Genomic DNA, 17624 nt, shown 5'->3' on the forward strand with positions numbered 1-17624 from the left:
GTTAGGCGTCATCCGGTTGAGGCCGGAGGGTCTCCATTGGCAGGCCGTGCAGACGCCAGGCTTCCAGTCCACCCGCCAGCGGTCGTACGCGGCCAAAGCCGAGCTGCTTGAGCTGGCTGGCCACGCGTGCGGCTGAAGCTTCGTTCGGGCAGTCGCAATAGACCACCACTTCGCCGCTGACGCGGGACACCAGATCGGCTACCCGGGTCGCGTGGACCGCGCCGGGAATCCATCCGGTTTCGGCACGTTCGGCGTCGGTGCGGACGTCCACGACGAGCGGCCTTTCGGGATGCTCCATCAACGCATGCAGCTCGGGCACGGAGATACGTTCCATGCGCAGTTCGCGCAGGAACAGGTGGCGCTTCCAGACTTTGCGCAGGACGAACACCAGCAGCGCCACCAGCACAAGGCCAATTCCGACGCGCCCCAGAGACTCCAGGGTCAGCAGTGCTTCGTTGACTGCGTCGTGGAACACCACGCCCGTGGCGATCGCGACACCGGCCCAGAGCATGGCCCCGGTGCCGTCATAGATCGCGAAGCGGCCCAGCGGCGTGCGTTGGTGCCCGGCCAGCGTGGTGCCGACCGCGGCGAAGCCGGGGATGAACTTGGCCAGTATCAGCGAGGGCGGACCCCACTTCGCGTAGATCGCGCGCGTGCTGGACACGCAGCTGTCGGGAGAGAGCGAGACGCGGCAGATCAGGCGCAGCATCCGGGCGCCGTGCCGACGCCCGGCGAAGTACCACAGCATGTCGGCCAGCAGCGCCGCCGCCGTGGCCGCAAGCAGAATGGGCCACACGGGTTCCAGGCGCTCCGTGGCCTGCGCGCTGGCGACCACAAGCGGCGGCCAGGCGGGAATCGGGATCCCGCCTTGGTCGAGCAGGACGACGATGAAAACGAGCCACAGACCGTAGATCGACAGCAGTTCGTTCAGTGCCTCCATGGTCGGGCCCGTGCCACCTCCGTCATGTCCGCGGGCGCATCACGCGCCGCGCGGAAGAACTGTCAACACGCGCGCAACGAATTCGTGGAACTCCTTGAGATAGCCGCGCAGGAACTCGGCGGTTGATGCATCGGCGACCTCGCCGGCGTCGTTGAGGAAGCCGTCAGTGAACTGGATGTAGGCCTCCGGCGAGTTCATTTGCGGCGAATTGAGGAAGCCGAGGATGCTGCGCAGGTGCTGCTGGCCCACCGCGGTGCCGATCGCGCCGGGCGAGGTGCCAATCACGCCCGAGGGGATGTTGGCGAAGGAGTTGGTGCCCCATGGGCGGCTGGCCCAGTCGATGGCGTTCTTGAGCCCGCCGGGGATGGAGCGGTTGTACTCCGGGGTAACGATCAGGATCGCATCGGAGCCTTCGATGGCTTCCTTGAACTTGCTTCCGACCTCCGGGTAGTCGGCGTCGTAGTCATAGCTGTACAGCGGCAGGTCCTTGTAGGAAATCTCGTGGAACTGGAGCTGCTGCGGCGCAAGCTTGACCAACGCCTGGGCGAGCTTGCGGTTGATCGATTCCTTCGCGAGGCTTCCGATCAGGTAGCCGACTTTGTATGTTTTCATCATTCGTCTCCTTGGGCTGCAACGCGACCTTATGGTCGCGTTGCAAGTTATACCGCACCGGTCACGATCAGCACGGACTCGATGTGGGCGGCAGGCGGTCAGGCCGCGGTATCGACCAGCACGAGCTCGGAATCCTCGAGGGCCTTCACCCGGATGCTTTCCACTTCGCTGATCGCGGCGCCATCGCGTGCATCGAGGACAACGTCGTCGACTTCGATCTTGCCTGTGGCGGGCACCAGGTAGCCGAAGCGGCCGGGGCCCGCAAAGTGGTACTCAGTGGTTTCACCGGCCTTGAGCGTCGCGCCAAGCACCCGTGCGTCGGTGCGGATCGGCAACGCATCGCCATCGCCTTCGATGCCGCTGGCGAGGGTGATAAAGCGTCCTGAGCGCTCGCCCTTGGGGAAGGGCTTGGCGCCCCACGAGGGCGGGCGTCCCTGCTGGTTCGGGATGATCCAGATCTGGAAGATCCGTGTGGTACCCGGTTCGTGGTTGTACTCGGAGTGGCGGATACCGGTGCCCGCGCTCATGACCTGGACGTCACCGGCCTCGGTGCGCCCCTTGTTGCCCAGGTTGTCCTCGTGGGTGATGGCACCTTCGCGGACGTAGGTGATGATTTCCATGTCGGCGTGTGCGTGGGGAGGGAAGCCGGTACCCGCCTGGATGGTGTCGTCGTTCCAGACCCGCAGCGCGCCCCAGTGGACGCGTTCCGGGTCCTGGTACTCGGCAAACGAGAAATGGTGCTTGGCGTCAAGCCAGCCGTGGTTGGCTCCGCCGAGGGCGTTGAAGGGGCGACGTTCAATCATGATGTTTTCCTGCATGGAGTGGATTCGATGATTGCAGTCTAGGTTTCCAGAGGCGTGGTAAAAACCGGGCAAATATCATTTCATTGTTTCTGAAATTGATACGATCACTTTCCGTTATGCATCGGGGTTATCCGTCGTAATGCGCCGCAACGACACCCATCATCCGTGCCGAATTTTACGACGCCGAACGAGCGCTCAGCGTGACGAAAGGCTTCTCTGAGAGTCGCTCTGCGCGGTGGCATCCCACATGGTCATGGCCAGGTCGATCATGCCGTCGAGCTCTGGCAGTGATGCCCCATCACGGGCCTGGATCGAAATGCCATTGAGGAGCGTAACGACGAGCAGCGTCAGGGCTTCGGCGTCGATGCCGCGTGACAACGCTCCAAGCTTGGTCGCCTTGAGTACACAGTTGTGGACCAGCGCTTGCGTACTCGCACGCTCGTCCGTCATCGACTGACGAACATGATCGTTGGCAGGGGAGCAGTTCAGTGCCGACAGCACGACCATGCAGCCATACGGGTGCTCCTGAGCCGTCTGGATCCTGGCCGCGCTGCGGAGCGCGCGTGCAATAGCTTCGCGCGGCGAGCTCGAGGCGTCCTCCAGAGCAATACGGACCGCACTGCCGTCCGTCGACAGGTACAGCTCGACCGTTTCCCGGTACAGGGCTTCTTTCGAACCGAAGGCCGCGTAAAAGCTGGCCGCCGAGAGTCCGCCCATGGCCGAGCGTAGCTGTGCCAGGGAGGTTGACTCGTAACCATGGCGCCAGAACGCGTGCATGGCGTTTTCCAGCGCTTGCTGACGGTCGAAGGTGCGTGGTCGGCCGAGGGTGGCCATGGCTGTCTCCAAGGGCGGAACGAATTCGGTACTGATCGTTCCATAATTCTACACCCAAGGCGGACCGGTGCTCTGTACAGTTGTGGAACATTCGATCCACAACTATCGAGGCAGCACCAATGACCACTCTTTTCGATCGCTACAACCTGGCGGGCCGGGCGCTGCGCAATCGCGTCGTCATGGCGCCGATGACCCGTTCCCGCGCCGCCGACACCGTGCCCGATGCGGCGACCGCGGCGTACTACCAGCAGCGTGGGACCGCGGGTCTGATCGTCACCGAAGGCTCGCAGGTCTCCGACGAAGGCCGCGGCTACCTGTTCACGCCCGGGGTGCACACCCCGGCCCAGGTCGAGGGCTGGAAGAGCGTAACCGACGCGGTGCATACACGGGGCGGCGCGATCTTTGCCCAGCTCTGGCACGTCGGGCGTGTATCGCATGTGTCGGTGCAGGCCGAAGCTCGTGCACCGGTCAGCTCGGTCGCCAAGGTCGCCGAAGGCACCACCGCCTTCGCCTATGACCAGCAGGGTCAGCCCGGCCCGGTGCAGGCCAGCATGCCACGCGCTCTGGAAACCGCGGAGATCCCGCGGATCACTCAGGACTTTGTCGCTGCCGCCCACAACGCTGTGGCCGCCGGCTTCGACGGAGTCGAACTGCATGGCGCCAACGGCTACCTGCTGGAGCAGTTCATCAACGCAGGGCTCAACACGCGTGATGACCGCTATGGCGGCGCGACTATCGAGGATCGCCTTCGCTTCACCCTCGAGACCGTGGACGCCGTCACCGCGGCGATCGGCCCGGGTCGCGTCGGCATCCGCTTGTCCCCGTTCAACCGCATCTTCGACATGCCCGCGTTCGAGGACGAGGCGGACACGTGGCTGGAACTGGCGCGGCAGCTCTCTTCACGGCAGCTCGCCTACGTGCATATCAGCAACCGCGACGTGCTGGTGGCGACCGATGAAGGCAAGCGTTTCCTCGAAGCATTCCGCCAGGCCTATGTCGGCACCCTGATCATTGCCGGCGGCTACACCCGCGAGACCGCCGAGGCCGACCTTGCTGCGGGACTGGCGGACCTGGCGGCGTTTGGACGGCCGTTCATCTCCAATCCCGACCTGGTGGCGCGGCTGCAGCATGGATGGCCCTTGGCCGAGCCCGACCGCGACACCTTCTATGGCGGTACCACGGTCGGATATGTCGACTACCCGGAGTACGCCGCGGAAGAAATGGCGCCGGCCTCATGAGCACGCCGCTGGAGATCGACTTCGTCATGGGCATTTTCTGCCCCTGATGCGCCATCGCACTGCCACTGCTTGAACACGCGGTGGACAGTGCAGCGTTCGATGTAACACCCCTGGCGCCATCCCAAACCGTTCAAAAGCCCCGATCTGAGGAAGCCTTTCGCGGCCTCTTGGCCGTTGGGGGACTTCCTGTATCGAGGGATTATCACAATGCAGCGCAAGCCGGACGGCTTGGTGCCAGCTACTGCGACTTCTCCGAACCTTGTCGAAGGAGGAGCCGCCGTTGCCCGAACAGAAGAATGGCGTCTGGTGAAACAGCCCGCATGGGTCCTGATTCTGCTGTTCGCCATCACGTTCAATTTCATCACCGCAGAGTTGCTGCCCATGGGCGTGCTCCAGGTGATGGCCAGTGATCTTGGGCAAACCGAAGCACGCATCGGCTTCCTCGTGTCGATCTTCGCGTTCGCAGTCGTTGTGACCTCTGCACCGCTGGCCGGCATCATGGCAACACTGCCGCGGCGACCGCTGCTGGTTTCGATCCTGACCGTCCTGTCATTAGGCAACATCGCTGTTTCGTTCAGCGACAGCTACGCGCTGGATATCGTCATCCGCTTCGTCACGGGCATCATGCATGGCATTTTCTGGGGCATGATCGGCTCACTGGCCACCCGCATGGTGCCAGTGACGCAGCGCGGACGCGCGCTGTCGGCGATCTTCGCTGGAAACGTCGCTGCCATGAGCCTCGGCATCCCGTTGAGCGCAGCGGCTGGGCTGCTGATCGGCTGGCGACCGTGGCAAGATCTTCGTGCAGCTGTTCCACCAGGGCGCAAACGACGACGGACGCGTCAATCCGGAGCTTGCTTACAGCCCTTCAGGGATATCCGCGGTCGGGGTGCGCGCACCGATGAAGCTGAGCAACGCGCCCAATTCAGGGCGATCAGCATACCGATTCGATCATCAACCGGATGTCGGCTTCCGGCCAAGAGCAGCCGTACCGGCTACAAGCGCCGATACGACAGAGCTCGATCAGCTGGTGACCGGGTAATCCGTATAGCCCTTGGCACCCCCGCCGTAGTAGGTCTCGCGGTCGGGCAGAACGAGCGGCACATCGCGCCGCAAGCGCTCAACCAGGTCGGGGTTGGCGATGAACGGCTGCCCGAATGCCGCCAGGTCGATGGTGCGTTCTTCGACCAGCCGGATGGCCCGCTCGCGCATCATGCTGCCGGCGAGGATCACGGTACCGCCGTACATCTCCTTGAATTTCCGCAGGAACGCCTCGTCCAGCACTGACACGCCGCGGGCGTGGTTGTCGTTGAGATGCGCGTAGGCCAGGTCACGCTTGCCTAACTCCTCGGCCAGGTAGAGATAGCTCGCTTCGTTGTCCACGTACTCGGGCATGTCGAACTGCCGGTTGTGTGGCGCCAGGCGGATGCCAACCCTGTGCGGACCGATACGGCGCGTGATCGCATCCACGGTATCCAAGATGAGGCGTGCTCGGTTGAGCAGCGATCCACCGTAGGCATCGCCACGGTCGTTGACCACTGGATTTAGGAACTGTTCGAACAGGTAGCCGTTGGCGGCATGCACTTCGATGCCGTCGAAGCCGGCGGCGATCGCATTCGCCGAGGCCTGTTCGAAGTCGTTGACTATCCGCGGCACCTCATCGGTGGCCAACGCGCGTGGCGGACTTGGCTCGGCTTGGCCGCGCGTACCGTCTTCGCGGTAGACGAATGCCATGCTCTTCGGATCGCTCGCCACGCGACGTGTGCTCGAGCTCACCGGCTGACCGCCGCCGGACTGCAGCGAGGTGTGCGACATGCGGCCCACGTGCCAGAGCTGGGCGAAGATCACACCTTGCCGGGCATGCACGGCCTCCGTCACCGGCTTCCAGCCGGCCACCTGCTCGGCTGACCACATGCCGGGCACGTCGATGTAGCCCTGCCCTTCCGGCGACACCGGAGTGCCCTCGCTGATGATCAGGCCAGCGCTGGCACGCTGCGCGTAGTACTGAGCGGTCAGCGCGTTGGCGATACAACCGGGAGCGCGGGCGCGGGTCATCGGCGCCATGGCGACGCGGTTGCGCAAGGGCGTGCCCGCCAAGTCATACGGTTGGAACAGTGCAGATGTCATGTTGTCGTTTGTCTCGGTGCAAGGCGATGACAACGATATGAGGTTGACACTGACGCGCACAATAGAGGCTAATGTCCCGATAATAGGGAAATGTTGTCCCCAATAGGCTGCGAAGAATGATGCCGCTTGACTCCTTGAACGGCCTGATCACCTTCGTTACGACCGCCCGGGCAGGCACTTTCACGGAGGCTGCGGCGACGCTGGGCGTATCCCGCTCGGCAGTAGGCAAGGCCATCGCCCGCCTGGAAGGGCGCCTTGGCGTGCGCCTGTTCCACCGCACGACGCGGCGTATCTCGCTCACCGCAGACGGCGAGGCCTACTACGCGTCGTGCGCCGCCGCGCTGGAGGAGATTGCTGCCGCCGAGGCTGGCCTTGGCTCGAAGTCGCGTCTGCCAGTCGGGCGGTTGCGCATCGACATGCCAGCCTCGTTCGGGCGCCACGTGATCCTGCCCATTCTGTTGCGCATAGGCGCGGCGCATCCGGACCTGCAGTTCACCGTGACCTTCAACGACCACCTGCTCGATCCGGCCGAGGCGGGCATCGACCTGCTCATCCGCTTCGGCGGGCTCGAACAAGCAGGCAACCTGGTCGCGCGCAGACTGGGCAGCCAGCGGCTGGTACTGTGCGCCTCGTCCGACTACGTGCGGGCACAAGGCGTCCCGCTATCGGTGGAGGATCTGCATTCGCACCGCAGCATCGTCGGATTCCGGCATGGGCAACCGATGGCATGGCGGATCGGTACCGACGCCTCGGCCGATGCTTTCGTACCCGTCGGCACCCACCAGTTCAGCGATGGCGATGCTGTCATCGACGCCGCTGTCGCCGGCCTCGGCATCTGCCAGATGCCGATCTCGCTGGTCCGGCCGCACCTGCAGTCCGGCGCGTTGCAGCTGGTGCTCGACGATTGCTCGCAGCAGCACATTGAGATCCATGCACTCTGGCCGCAGACGCGCCATCTACGGCCGAAAGTGCGTCACGTGGTGGACGAGTTGGCGAAGCTGGCGGCGCGAGGAACGTTCGATTGACGAATCCCCCCTCAAGGGCCGCTTTGGGTCGAAAGCCGTCTGAGCATGCAGTCGGCGGCCTGATCATCAAGGTTCGGTCTGGTGATGCGATCGCCCCGGCGCACGCATCCGGGGAAGCTACGGCAAGGCGATGACGCTGGACGACATCGACATCGACAGCGTCGCCGCCTCTTATGCACGGGCGGCGGTGTACGCGCAGTCGGTCGGCTTCGATGGTGTTGAAGTCCACGGTGCGCACGGCTACTTGATCGACCAGTTCCTGTGGGCACATACCAACCGGCGCAAGGATGCCTATAGCGGCGGGGCGCGCAGCCGCGCACGCTTCGCGGCGAAGGTCGTAGCGGCGATACGCCAGGCAACCGGGCCCTCGTTTCCGATCTCGTTCCGGCTCTCGCAGTGGAAGGTCGGCGCCCGCAATGCCGCCATCGTGACCAGCCCCCACGACCTGGAAGAACTGCTTGGCCCGATCGTCCAGGCGGGTGCCACCCTGCTGCATGCATCGGATGGACATTTCGATCGCCCGGCCTTTTCAGGATCGGATCGCAGCCTGGCCGTGTGGGTCAAGGAACTGACGGAGCTTCCGACTATCGCCGTTGGCTCGGTTGGGCTTGAGCCAACTGGACTGCCGAGTAGCGGGCCGGACTTGAGGCGCCTGACCGAGCGGATCGAGCAAGAGGAGTTCGACCTGATCGCGGTTGGCCGTCGGCTGTTGGCTGATGCTGCCTGGGTATCACGCCTGGCCCGGAATCCTGCTTCAGTGGTCGCTACGTCACCGGTGATGGATGAAAGCCCGGCTGCCTGTGTATCCAGGTAGCCGGGTCCGCGGTCATCGTGCGCCTGCCGGCGCGCGTCTGCTCAGCTCTCGCCCATGCCCGCTGCCGGCTCGGGAGCACTCCCGGATCTCACCTTCTGCTCGATGCGCGCACCCACGCCAGGGTCGACGCTCTTCCAGTACTCGAACGCGCGTTCCAGCACCGGGCTGCGGACGCCGCCGAGCAGACTGCCGGCGACTTGGTCGACGAACTGGGCGCGTTGGGCGTCGTTCCAGACCTCGCGCACCAGGGTGCCGGGCTGGCCGAAGTCGTCGTCCTCCGCATGCAGGGTGTAGGCGCTGCGGACCATCTCGCCGTCGGTCTCCCAGCCGTCTGCCACCGGGCCGGTTTCATCCGCCCAAGTGCGGCCGCCGCTGTTGGGTGCGTACACCGGCGCGTTGCCGCGGTGGTGGTAGGTCATCAGGCCGTCGAACATGTACGTGTTCACCGGCACCTTGGGCTGGTTGACCGGCAGCTGGTGGAAGTTGGTGCCGATGCGGTGGCGCTGGGCGTCGGCGTAGGCGAACGCGCGGCCGAGCAGCATCTTGTCCGGCGACAGGCCGATGCCCGGCACCGTGTTGCCCGGCGAGAATGCGGCCTGCTCGATCTGGGCGAAGAAGTTTTCCGGGTTGCGGTTCAGGGTCATGGTGCCGACCTTGATCAGCGGATAGTCCTTGTGCGACCAGGTCTTGGTCAGGTCGAACGGGTTGAAGCGGTAGCTCTTGGCGTCCGCGTACGGCATGACCTGCACCGACAGGACCCAGCTGGGGTGCTCGCCGCGCTTGATCGCGTTGAACAGGTCGCCGCGGTGGAAGTCGGCGTCCTGACCGGCCATCGCGGAAGCTTCGGCGTTGTTGAAGAACGCCATGCCCTGCTCGGTGTGGAAGTGGTACTTGACCCAGAACTTCTCGCCGGCGGCATTGATCCACATGTAGGTGTGCGAGCCGTAGCCGTTCATGTTCCGCCAGGTGCGCGGCAGGCCGCGCTCGCCCATCAGGTAGGTGACCTGGTGCGCGGTCTCGGGATTGTTGGTCCAGAAGTCCCACTGCATGTGGTTGTCGCGCAGGCCGGAGTCGGGCAGGCGCTTCTGGCTGCGGATGAAGTGGGGGAACTTCATCGGGTCGCGCACGAAGAACACCGGGGTGTTGTTGCCGACCAGGTCGTAGTTGCCCTCATCGGTATAGAACTTCAGCGAGAACCCGCGCACGTCGCGCCAGGTGTCGGGGCTGCCCATCTCGCCGGCGACGGTGGAGAAGCGCGCCAGCATGTCGGTCGACGCGCCCTTCTGGAACAGCGCCGCCTTGGTGTACTTCGAGACGTCCTCGGTGGTCTGGAGCACGCCGAACGCACCCGCGCCCTTGGCGTGCGGCTGGCGCTCGGGCACCTTCTCGCGATTGAAGTGCGCCATCTGCTCCAGGAAGTGCACGTCGTGCAGCAGGATCGGACCGTCGGCGCCGATGCTCAGCGAGTTGCGGTCGCTGGGCGCGGGCGCACCGGTGCTCATGGTCGAACCGGTCGCGTGCTTGTCGTCTTGTTTTGCCATGGGAATATCCTCATGAAGAGCGTGTGTGGATGTTGCCTCTGGTTGTGTTGCGGTTCCGCGACGTCGAGCCGGGGGCACCGGCGCCTTTGCTCCTGCGGATCATGTCGCGGCCAGCAGTATCTTCAGCAGATGTCACGGGCCCTCGTTCTGATATCCACCGAAATGTGCCACCGGCGACCAGGCGGGGCTCACTGCAGGAAGCTCAGGTGGCGCAAAGTCATCAAACGGTCCTGCCGCGTAGACCACGTTTCCGCCCACCACGGTGAGCAGTGACTCCAGGTTCTTGATGCGCTCTTCCGGAACGGTCAGGTAGTCCTCGGTCAGGATGGCGAAGTCGGCGTACTGGCCGGGGGCGATCCGACCCTTGACGTCCTCTTCCTGGCTGAACCACGCTGCGTTCGCGGTGAACAGCCGCAGGGCTTCTTCGCGCGACAGCCGGTTTTCGTCTGCGAACAGCTGCGTGCCGCCCATCGTCTTGCCGGTCACCAGCCAATGGATGGCCGGCCACGGGTTGTAGCTGCTCACGCGCGTGCCGTCGGTTCCACCGCCGACCACGATTCCAAGGTCGAGCATCTTGCGGACCGGTGGGGCGTTCAAAGCCGCTTCCTTCCCGTAGCGTTCGGCGAAGTATTCGCCCGCGAAGCCCATGCGGTTCTGGATGGCGATGCCGCCGCCCATGTCCTTGATCCGCTGCAGGTCCTCGTCGGTCACGGTTTCCGCGTGGTCGATCGCCCAGCGCGGCACGAACCGGCCCTGTTCTTCCTTCACCCGCTCGAAGACATCCAGGATCCGGCTCACGCTCTCGCCGTAGGTGGCGTGCTGCCGCAGCGGCCACTGCTTCTCGACCAGGATGGAGGCGACCTCGTGGAGATCGGTGTCCCAGTCGATGCCGCGCGCCTTGCGCTCGTCGAGGTCGGGCTTTGCCGCCATGAAGTTTTCCCAGTCGCCAACGCTGTGCGCCAGGAACTCACCCGCACCCTCCAGCTCGTAGCCATGCTCGAGCGCTTCGTGCTGGTTGTCGTCCAACCCGTAACCGTCGGCCCAACGGCGGAAATCGGCCGCCTCTTGGCCAGCGGTCTGCGCAAAGAGGTAATAGCTCACGCGCAGGGGCAGCTTGCCGTCGGTCGCGATTTTCAGGCTGGTGGCGTAATCGTCGGGAAACAGCTGGCCGCCACCACCTGCATCAACGGCGCTGGTCATGCCCAGCCGGTTGAGCTCGCGATAGAAGTGCAGGGTGGAGTTGACCTGGTCGTCGGCCGAGAGAGCTGGCGGCTTGGCGATCATTGAATAGAGGATGGCGGGGTTCGGTTCCGCATGCAGGATCGCGCCGCCATCGACAAACTCGTACCTACCGCCGTCCGGTGCCTTGGTATCTTCCGTCAGGCCAAGAGCCTCCACGGCGGCCCGGTTGATCATGCCCTGGCTGTAGAGGAATACGACGACCGTTGGTGTATCGGGCGCCGCCGCGTTCAATTCCGCGATGGTCGGCATCCGCTTTTCTTCGAACTGGTACGGCGACCAGCCGCCGATGACCCGGACCCACTGACCTTCAGGCGTCCGCTCTGCCTGCTCGCGCACCATCTCCAGGGCGCGATCCAGCGAACCGACGCCATCCCAGCGAAGCTCCAGGTTGTAGAAGCGGCCGCCACGGACCACATGGGTGTGCGAGTCGTTCAGGCCGGGAATGACGGTCCGGCCGCCCGCGTCGATGACGCGCGTCCTGTCGCCGCGCTGCGCTGCGATCTCCGCGTCGTCGCCGACAGCTACGATCTTGCCGTCGACCACCGCGAAGGCGCGGGCGCTGGGGCGTTTCGTATCCATGGTGACGACGTTCGCGTTCGTCACGATGAGATCGGCCTGGCCTGCTTGCTGTTGTGTCCCGGATTGTTGCGCCGTGGCAGGCGGCGCCGGATTGGTGCACGCCGCCGCGAATAGCGTCACGGCGAGTAAGAGTAGGTATCGCATGGATGCCTCCTTTATGGCGGGGCCGGACGGGTCGGTCCGGCCCCGCGTTCAATCGCTTCTCGGGGAAGCGTGGACGGCGAGGTCTTACTTCGCAGCTTCCTGGGCCCGCTGGTAGCTCTCGGAAACGGCCCGGTAGTGCGGCACGAGCTCGGAGTAGAGCGCGCCCCACGCGGCGGCATCGTCGCGGTTCCAGGTGCGGTGGGTTTCGCTGAGGATGGTGTTGGTCGTGACCGGAACAACACCGGCATTCGCCATGCGCAGCATGGCCGCGTCGGATGCCAGCTTGCTGACGTCGCCCGAGGCATCCATCACCGCCAGCACGTTGTATCCATCGGCCTCTGCCTGCAGGGCCGGGAACGCGACGCAGACGCTGGTCCACACGCCCGCCATGACGAGGGTCTTGCGGCCGGTGGCCTCGACGGCCTTCACGAAGTCGGCGTTGTCCCATGCGCTGACCTCGCCCTTGCGGCCGACGTAGATCGCATTGGGCGCGGCCTCAAGCAATTCTTCCATGATGGGACCGTTCGGGCCGCCCGGCTCCGATGCCGTGTAGATGACCGGGATACCCGCCTGTACGGCGATCTTTGCCAAGGCCACCGTGTTGGCACGCAGCTCGGCAAGTGGAATGTCCTTTACCGTCTGGAAAAGACCCGTCTGATGGTCCAGCAGCAAGAAGACGGCATCGTCGGGGTCATAGAGCGCCGCGCGTGCCGCCGGCGTCGGCTGGCGTGAAAGCCCTTCGATGGGCGCCTGGGCGCTGGCTTGCTGCGCACTCGCCATGGGCGAATACGCCAGGGGGATGGACATTACCGCGACCATCGCCACGGTGTGGAAGAAATTGCCGAGGAAGTTCGAGTGCTTCATGGTGGTTGCCTCTCGTTTGAAATGAATGACGATGACCGGAGCAAGCTCATCGAACGTGTTGCCCGTGTACCAGCGCTCGAAAGTTCAGTCGTTCGCAGCGCGCCATCGAAGCGTAGATCTCCCCAGGCCCCGCAGAGACCGGATGATCGACACTTCATTGTTTCTGGAATTGATACGATCCGAGACCGCGCGGGCGGTCACGAGCCGGGATGGGCAGCCACCGCGTCCATGACGCGAGCCGAGTAAACCAGTGCCGCCCCGGCATTGAGTGCGACCGCAACGCCCAGCGCTTCGGCGATTTCCTCGCGGCTAGCGCCATGCTTGAGCGCGGCATCGACATGCACGGTGATGCAGCCGTCGCAGCGCGTGGTTACCGCGACCGCCAAGCCGATCAGTTCGCGGGTCTTGGCATCGAGGTGCTGGGTCTTGGCACCGGCTCCGCTGAGCGTCGCGTAGCCGCGCACGGTATCGGGGGACAGCTTGCTGATCTCGCCGATCCGGCCCTTGAGTTCATCGCGATAGTTGTTCCAGTCGAGCATGGTGGTTCCTCCGTAGGCGTCGCAATTCGACGCGAGTCATGTGTTTCAGGGAAACGGCCCGGTTCCAGGCACCGGGCGAGGGCAGGGTGCATCTCAGAACTGGTGCTGCAGGGTCAACTCCAGATAGCGCAACGGCTCATGCGGACCGTTGTCGCGTAGAAACGAGCCGGGCCGGGACCAGGCCAAGACGGCGCCCGTTGTCCAACCCGGCGACGGCGTCCAGGTTGTTCCAAATGAGGCGATGGTTGCCACGTGTCGGTTGCTGCTGTCGCCGGGCGTGCGGATCAGCGTCCCGTTGGGCGCGTACGCGCCATCGTTCGTGCTGTGCCGCCAGAACAGATCGAGACTTGCGTTCAGCTCCAGCCGCGGCGTGGGGTGCAGGAAGATCGTGGGCTGGACGTTGAAGAAGTTGCGTGGCCCTAGAGTCGCCTCCTCGCCGAAGTAGTTGCCGCGCGGGTACATCGGATTGAAGGTGCCCAGGCGATTGTCATCGGGGTTACGGTCGCCGCTGGCCACCGCCGCCAGCAGGGCCAGCCGCGGCTGCCACGTGGCATTGGTGAAGCGGTAGCCTGTTTCGGTCGCAACTGTCCAGGCACGGATGCTGGCGCTGCCGAAGCGGCCACCCTGCATCGCGGATTCCCAATTCCAGTCCCAGCTGCCCTGTGTTCCGGACACACGCAGTCCCAGCGTCCAGCGGCGCTCATGCGCATCTCCTTGGACGTAGTGTGCAGTCAGGTCTTCATAATGAAGCAGGTAGACATCCCAGACGCGGTCGACACCGGTCCGGACGGCGTAGATGCCTCGCAGCGCTTGGACGTCCGAATGGCCATCGTCGAAGCTGCCCTGGCGATTCAGCCTTGGCGTTGCCGCGAAGGCGTCAATGCGCCAGTCGGCGCCTTCCACATACGTACGTATCGCGTCGAAGCTTCGGCGCACGTTGGTACCGTCACGCACGTCCATCAGTCGGGCCGATCCGAACCGCATCTCCTGGATGCCTGCACGCAGACCGAACTCCCTGTCGCCAGCGGTCGCTCCGCGCAGTTCGACGAACAGGTTCATCGGGTCAAGCCGGTTCTCGTCCACGGGCGCGGGGCCTCCGGCGCGACCGTTCGCCAGCGAGGTGCCCAGTTGGGCGAAGCCGCGCCAGTGTTCGCCCAGACGCACATCGGCGAACAGCGAGTGGCGCTGCAACCAGGCTCCCCAGTGATCCTGCGGATCTTCACCATGGCCTGGATTGTCGGCGTACTCATAGCGCCAACGCAAATCGCCGCCCAGGCTCAGGTGCATGCCGCCGGCGACCGGCCGGGCTTTCCAGCAGGCGATGCGATTGTCGTCCGCGCACATCTGGCGTTGGGCAATGAAATCGTCCTCATGGCGCAATTGGCGGAAATCCGCCGCGGCGCCCCCGGCTGCCGCCAGCAGTGGCAGCGCGAGCAGGCCTGCTCGGCTCCTCAGCACTGCATTCGATCGTCCCAAAGGATGGCCAGGCATATCGCGGCTATCGCCAATCTCCCTGCAGGCATCGATGCACCTGCAGGAGGATGGTCGGAGGCCGGCATTCGATGCCGAACCCGGCAGCAGTCCGATCAGGAACCTGAGGCTCATACGATCTCCCTGGCACTTTCCGGCGGATGCTCGAGGGCCGCACCCGGTGTGCCGCCCACGTAATGACGCACGCGCGGGCGCTGGGCAGGATCCGCCAGCAGAGCCATGATCTGCTCCTGCAGCACCTGTTCGTCCTCGGTCACCCGCTCGTGCTGGCGCAAGTGTTCAACCCACGATGCGTCGAGGAAATACTCCAGATAGGTGCCCGGCTCGGTGGTGTCTTCGGCCACGCCCCACTGCATCGCGCCATCGCGACGACGGCTGCGCCCGAGCAGACGCATGCTGCGGAGGAACTCGACGCGCTGGTCCAGCGCGATCCGGTATTCGATGGTGACCAGCACCGGACCACGGTCGCCGGCAATCTCCTCCACCAGAACCGGTTCCGGCCAGTGCCCGGATGGAGTGACGTTAACGTTCGCCGCCTCGCCCAACCGGTAGCGCAATGCGAACAGCGAAGCCAGTGCGGTGCCTGCGGCAGCGACCATCAATGCGACGGGCGTGCTGGTCTGCTGCGCCAGCGTGCCCCAGCCAAGGCTGCCGACCGCCATGCCCGCGGAGAACACGACGATGTACAGCGAGAGCGCGCGGGCGCGCACCCAGGCCGGGACCGATGTCTGTGCGGCGATCTGCAGCGAAGACAGCACGGTGATCCAGGCGAAGCCGTTGGCCAGCGACACCACGTAAAGGACAGGAATGTTCCGTACCAGTGCGAGCGCAAGCATGCAGGCCGCGTAGACCAGGGTCGCAACCAGCACCAGGCGGTCGGAGTCGTACTTCGCGCGCAGCTTCGGCAACAGCACTGCGCCGGTGATCGCGCCGATGCCGATACAGCCCAGCAGCAGGCCGTAGGTGCCGGCGCTGGCTTGCAGTTCACGGTTGACCACGATCGGCAGCAGCGCTGTGAGCGCGCTGGCGAACACGAAGAAGCTTGCCGCCTTGATCAGCACGGACTTCAAGACCGTGGCCTGGGTGGCGTACCGCAGTCCTGCACGAAGTGCCACGCCAAACGATTCGGGTGGCAGGGTCGACTTGCCGGGCTCCCGACGCCAGGTGACCAGCACCAGCACCACGCCGAGAAAGCTCAGCGCGTTGATCGCGAACGCCCATTCGATTCCCGCGCTCGCCACGATCAGGCCGCCAAGGGCAGGTCCGATGGAGCGGGCGATGTTCATGCTCAGTGAACCCAGTGCGACTGCCGGACCCAGCATGGCCTTGGGAACCAGTTCCGGCGTCGTTGCTTGCTGCGCCGGCATCGCCATGGCGGCACCGATCCCGAGCGCGAAGGTCAGCGCGACCAGGAGCCATGGCGTCAGCATGTCCAGGTGCGCCACCAGCGCGAGGGCACTGGCAACCAACACCATCCACAGTTGGGCGAGGATCAAGTACTTGCGACGATCGACGATGTCGGCGAGGGTGCCGGCGATCACCGCCAGCAGGACGACTGGAAGCGTGGTTGCCGACTGCACTGCCGCGACCATGAACGGCGAGCCGGTGTTCTCGGCCATGATCCAGGCCGCGGCGACGTCATGAATCCAGGTTCCGATGTTGGCGACGAGGATCGCCAGCCACAGGTTGCGGAACGTGGACTGGGTCAGCGGCGTCCATGGGCCGGTAGCGGTCGGGGCTGCCTGTGGTGCGGGTTGGCTCATGGGATGTTCTTTCTTGTGTCCCTCCCGTCTGGGCGGGGAAGGGAACCGGCATCGTTGATGATCAGACTATCTGGCCATCCTCTCCGCCGAGCTCGGCGACCAGGAAATCGACGAATCGGCGCAGGCGCAAAGGCATGTTGCGCGACTGCGGGAACAGTGCATGCACCGCGATTGCAGGCGCGCTCCAGTCTTCCAGGACGCGAACGAGGCGCCCCGCGTCCACCGCATCCTGAGCGATGAAGTCTGGAAGCAAGACAACGCCCAGCCCGGCTAGGGCCATCTCTGCGAGGAAATCACCGTTGTCGGCCATGACCGATCCCCGCGTACGCACGCGCTGCATTTCCTTCCCACGGGTGAGCTGGATGGTGATGCCACCCTGCAGGCAGCCATAGTTGAGGAAGGCGTGCGACGCCAGGTCCTCCGGAACGCCAGGCACCCCTTGTCGGGCAAGGTAGTCGGGCGAAGCCAGCAGGCTGCGCGGTGCCGGCATGATCTTGCGGGCGGCGAACGATGAGTCAGGAAGGTCGGCGATGCGGATGGTGACATCGAAACCTCCCCGCACCGGATCGATCAGATGGTCGGTGAGCGAGATCTGCAGCTCGATGTCCGGATACTTCTCCAGAAAGCGCGGAACCAGCCCGGAGATGACACGCATCCCGAAGGACACCGGCACATTGCACCTCACGATGCCGCGGATGCCGGAGGTTCCCCGTGCCCGCTCCTCGGCCTCGTCAATCGCGGCCAGCACGTCCTGCGCGTCTTCGTAGTACGTCGCGCCGGCCTCGGTCAGGTGCAGGCTACGGGTGGTCCTCATCAACAACTGGACACCGAGTGCCGCTTCCAGCGACTGGACCTGCTTGCTCACCTTCGAGCGCGGAACGTCAAGTGTGCGCGCCGCCGCGGCGAAGCTTTCCGCCCGCACGGCCTCGACGAAGGCGCGCATGCATTCCATCCGATCCATCAACAGCTCCAGCGCATGATTGGTCGGGCATTGTTCCCACAATAATGGCGGCACCGCAAGAAAAGTGGTCGTTTGTATCGTTATTGGAAACAGTAAGATTCCACCTG

At 64.7% G+C, this 17624-nt stretch carries 15 protein-coding genes and 1 pseudogene; 4 read left to right on the forward strand and 12 right to left on the reverse strand.

The features are described 5' to 3' along the window. Position 1 precedes the first annotated feature (1 nt). The 4 genes from ACW7G0_RS11105 to ACW7G0_RS11120 all read right to left on the reverse strand — a co-directional run bounded on the left by ACW7G0_RS11105 (position 2) and on the right by ACW7G0_RS11120 (position 3189). Positions 2-940, reverse strand: coding sequence for a rhodanese-like domain-containing protein (locus ACW7G0_RS11105; protein ID WP_456989669.1), 939 nt, complete (start codon positions 938-940; stop codon positions 2-4). A gap of 39 nt (positions 941-979) precedes the next feature. After that, positions 980-1552, reverse strand: a complete 573-nt coding sequence (locus ACW7G0_RS11110) for an NADPH-dependent FMN reductase (RefSeq protein WP_456989670.1) — start codon at positions 1550-1552, stop codon at positions 980-982. A 98-nt stretch (positions 1553-1650) separates the two neighbouring features. Next, a complete protein-coding gene (locus tag ACW7G0_RS11115; RefSeq protein WP_456961526.1) occupies positions 1651-2355 on the reverse strand; it encodes a pirin family protein in 705 nt (234 codons plus the stop codon). Between the two features lie 195 nt (positions 2356-2550). After that, a complete protein-coding gene (locus ACW7G0_RS11120; RefSeq protein WP_456989671.1) occupies positions 2551-3189 on the reverse strand; it encodes a TetR/AcrR family transcriptional regulator in 639 nt (212 codons plus the stop codon). Between the two features lie 119 nt (positions 3190-3308). On the opposite strand from ACW7G0_RS11120, the gene ACW7G0_RS11125 reads away from it, so the two are divergent. Together ACW7G0_RS11125 and ACW7G0_RS11130 are read left to right on the forward strand one after the other, a co-directional pair. Further along, positions 3309-4427 carry an alkene reductase gene (locus tag ACW7G0_RS11125; protein ID WP_456989672.1) on the forward strand — a complete coding sequence of 373 codons (1119 nt, stop codon included), beginning with the start codon at positions 3309-3311 and terminating at the stop codon, positions 4425-4427. Positions 4428-4634: 207 nt separating this feature from the next. Beyond that, positions 4635-5201 (forward strand): annotated as a pseudogene (locus tag ACW7G0_RS11130) (MFS transporter); the annotation flags it as partial. 249 nt (positions 5202-5450) lie between these two features. Here ACW7G0_RS11130 and ACW7G0_RS11135 read toward each other — a convergent pair. Beyond that, the gene (locus ACW7G0_RS11135) at positions 5451-6554 is read right to left on the reverse strand and encodes an alkene reductase (protein WP_456989673.1); all 1104 of its coding nucleotides are present in this window, start codon (positions 6552-6554) and stop codon (positions 5451-5453) included. Positions 6555-6670: 116 nt separating this feature from the next. Between ACW7G0_RS11135 and ACW7G0_RS11140 the strand changes: the two genes are divergently transcribed. Continuing rightward, a complete protein-coding gene (locus ACW7G0_RS11140) occupies positions 6671-7579 on the forward strand; it encodes a LysR family transcriptional regulator (protein ID WP_456989674.1) in 909 nt (302 codons plus the stop codon). A 130-nt stretch (positions 7580-7709) separates the two neighbouring features. Continuing rightward, positions 7710-8393, forward strand: coding sequence for an oxidoreductase (locus ACW7G0_RS11145; protein WP_456989675.1), 684 nt, complete (start codon positions 7710-7712; stop codon positions 8391-8393). Positions 8394-8434: 41 nt separating this feature from the next. Here ACW7G0_RS11145 and ACW7G0_RS11150 read toward each other — a convergent pair whose 3' ends face one another. The 7 genes from ACW7G0_RS11150 to ACW7G0_RS11180 all read right to left on the reverse strand — a co-directional run bounded on the left by ACW7G0_RS11150 (position 8435) and on the right by ACW7G0_RS11180 (position 17499). Then, positions 8435-9934 carry a catalase gene (locus tag ACW7G0_RS11150; RefSeq protein ID WP_456989676.1) on the reverse strand — a complete coding sequence of 500 codons (1500 nt, stop codon included), beginning with the start codon at positions 9932-9934 and terminating at the stop codon, positions 8435-8437. Positions 9935-10066: 132 nt separating this feature from the next. Continuing rightward, positions 10067-11899 carry an amidohydrolase gene (locus ACW7G0_RS11155; RefSeq protein WP_456989677.1) on the reverse strand — a complete coding sequence of 611 codons (1833 nt, stop codon included), beginning with the start codon at positions 11897-11899 and terminating at the stop codon, positions 10067-10069. A gap of 84 nt (positions 11900-11983) precedes the next feature. Beyond that, positions 11984-12763 carry an isochorismatase family protein gene (locus ACW7G0_RS11160; protein ID WP_456961534.1) on the reverse strand — a complete coding sequence of 260 codons (780 nt, stop codon included), beginning with the start codon at positions 12761-12763 and terminating at the stop codon, positions 11984-11986. Between the two features lie 197 nt (positions 12764-12960). Further along, a complete protein-coding gene (locus ACW7G0_RS11165) occupies positions 12961-13302 on the reverse strand; it encodes a carboxymuconolactone decarboxylase family protein (protein WP_456961535.1) in 342 nt (113 codons plus the stop codon). A 93-nt stretch (positions 13303-13395) separates the two neighbouring features. Continuing rightward, positions 13396-14760 carry an alginate export family protein gene (locus ACW7G0_RS11170; protein WP_456989678.1) on the reverse strand — a complete coding sequence of 455 codons (1365 nt, stop codon included), beginning with the start codon at positions 14758-14760 and terminating at the stop codon, positions 13396-13398. A gap of 143 nt (positions 14761-14903) precedes the next feature. Then, complete coding sequence (locus ACW7G0_RS11175; protein WP_456989679.1) at positions 14904-16556, reverse strand: MFS transporter; 1653 nt, start codon at positions 16554-16556, stop codon at positions 14904-14906. 61 nt (positions 16557-16617) lie between these two features. After that, entirely contained in the window at positions 16618-17499 is an 882-nt protein-coding gene (locus ACW7G0_RS11180) for a LysR substrate-binding domain-containing protein (protein WP_456989680.1), read from the reverse strand. Positions 17500-17624: the final 125 nt, after the last annotated feature.

The sequence above is a fragment of the Lysobacter sp. A286 genome, from assembly GCF_054052105.1.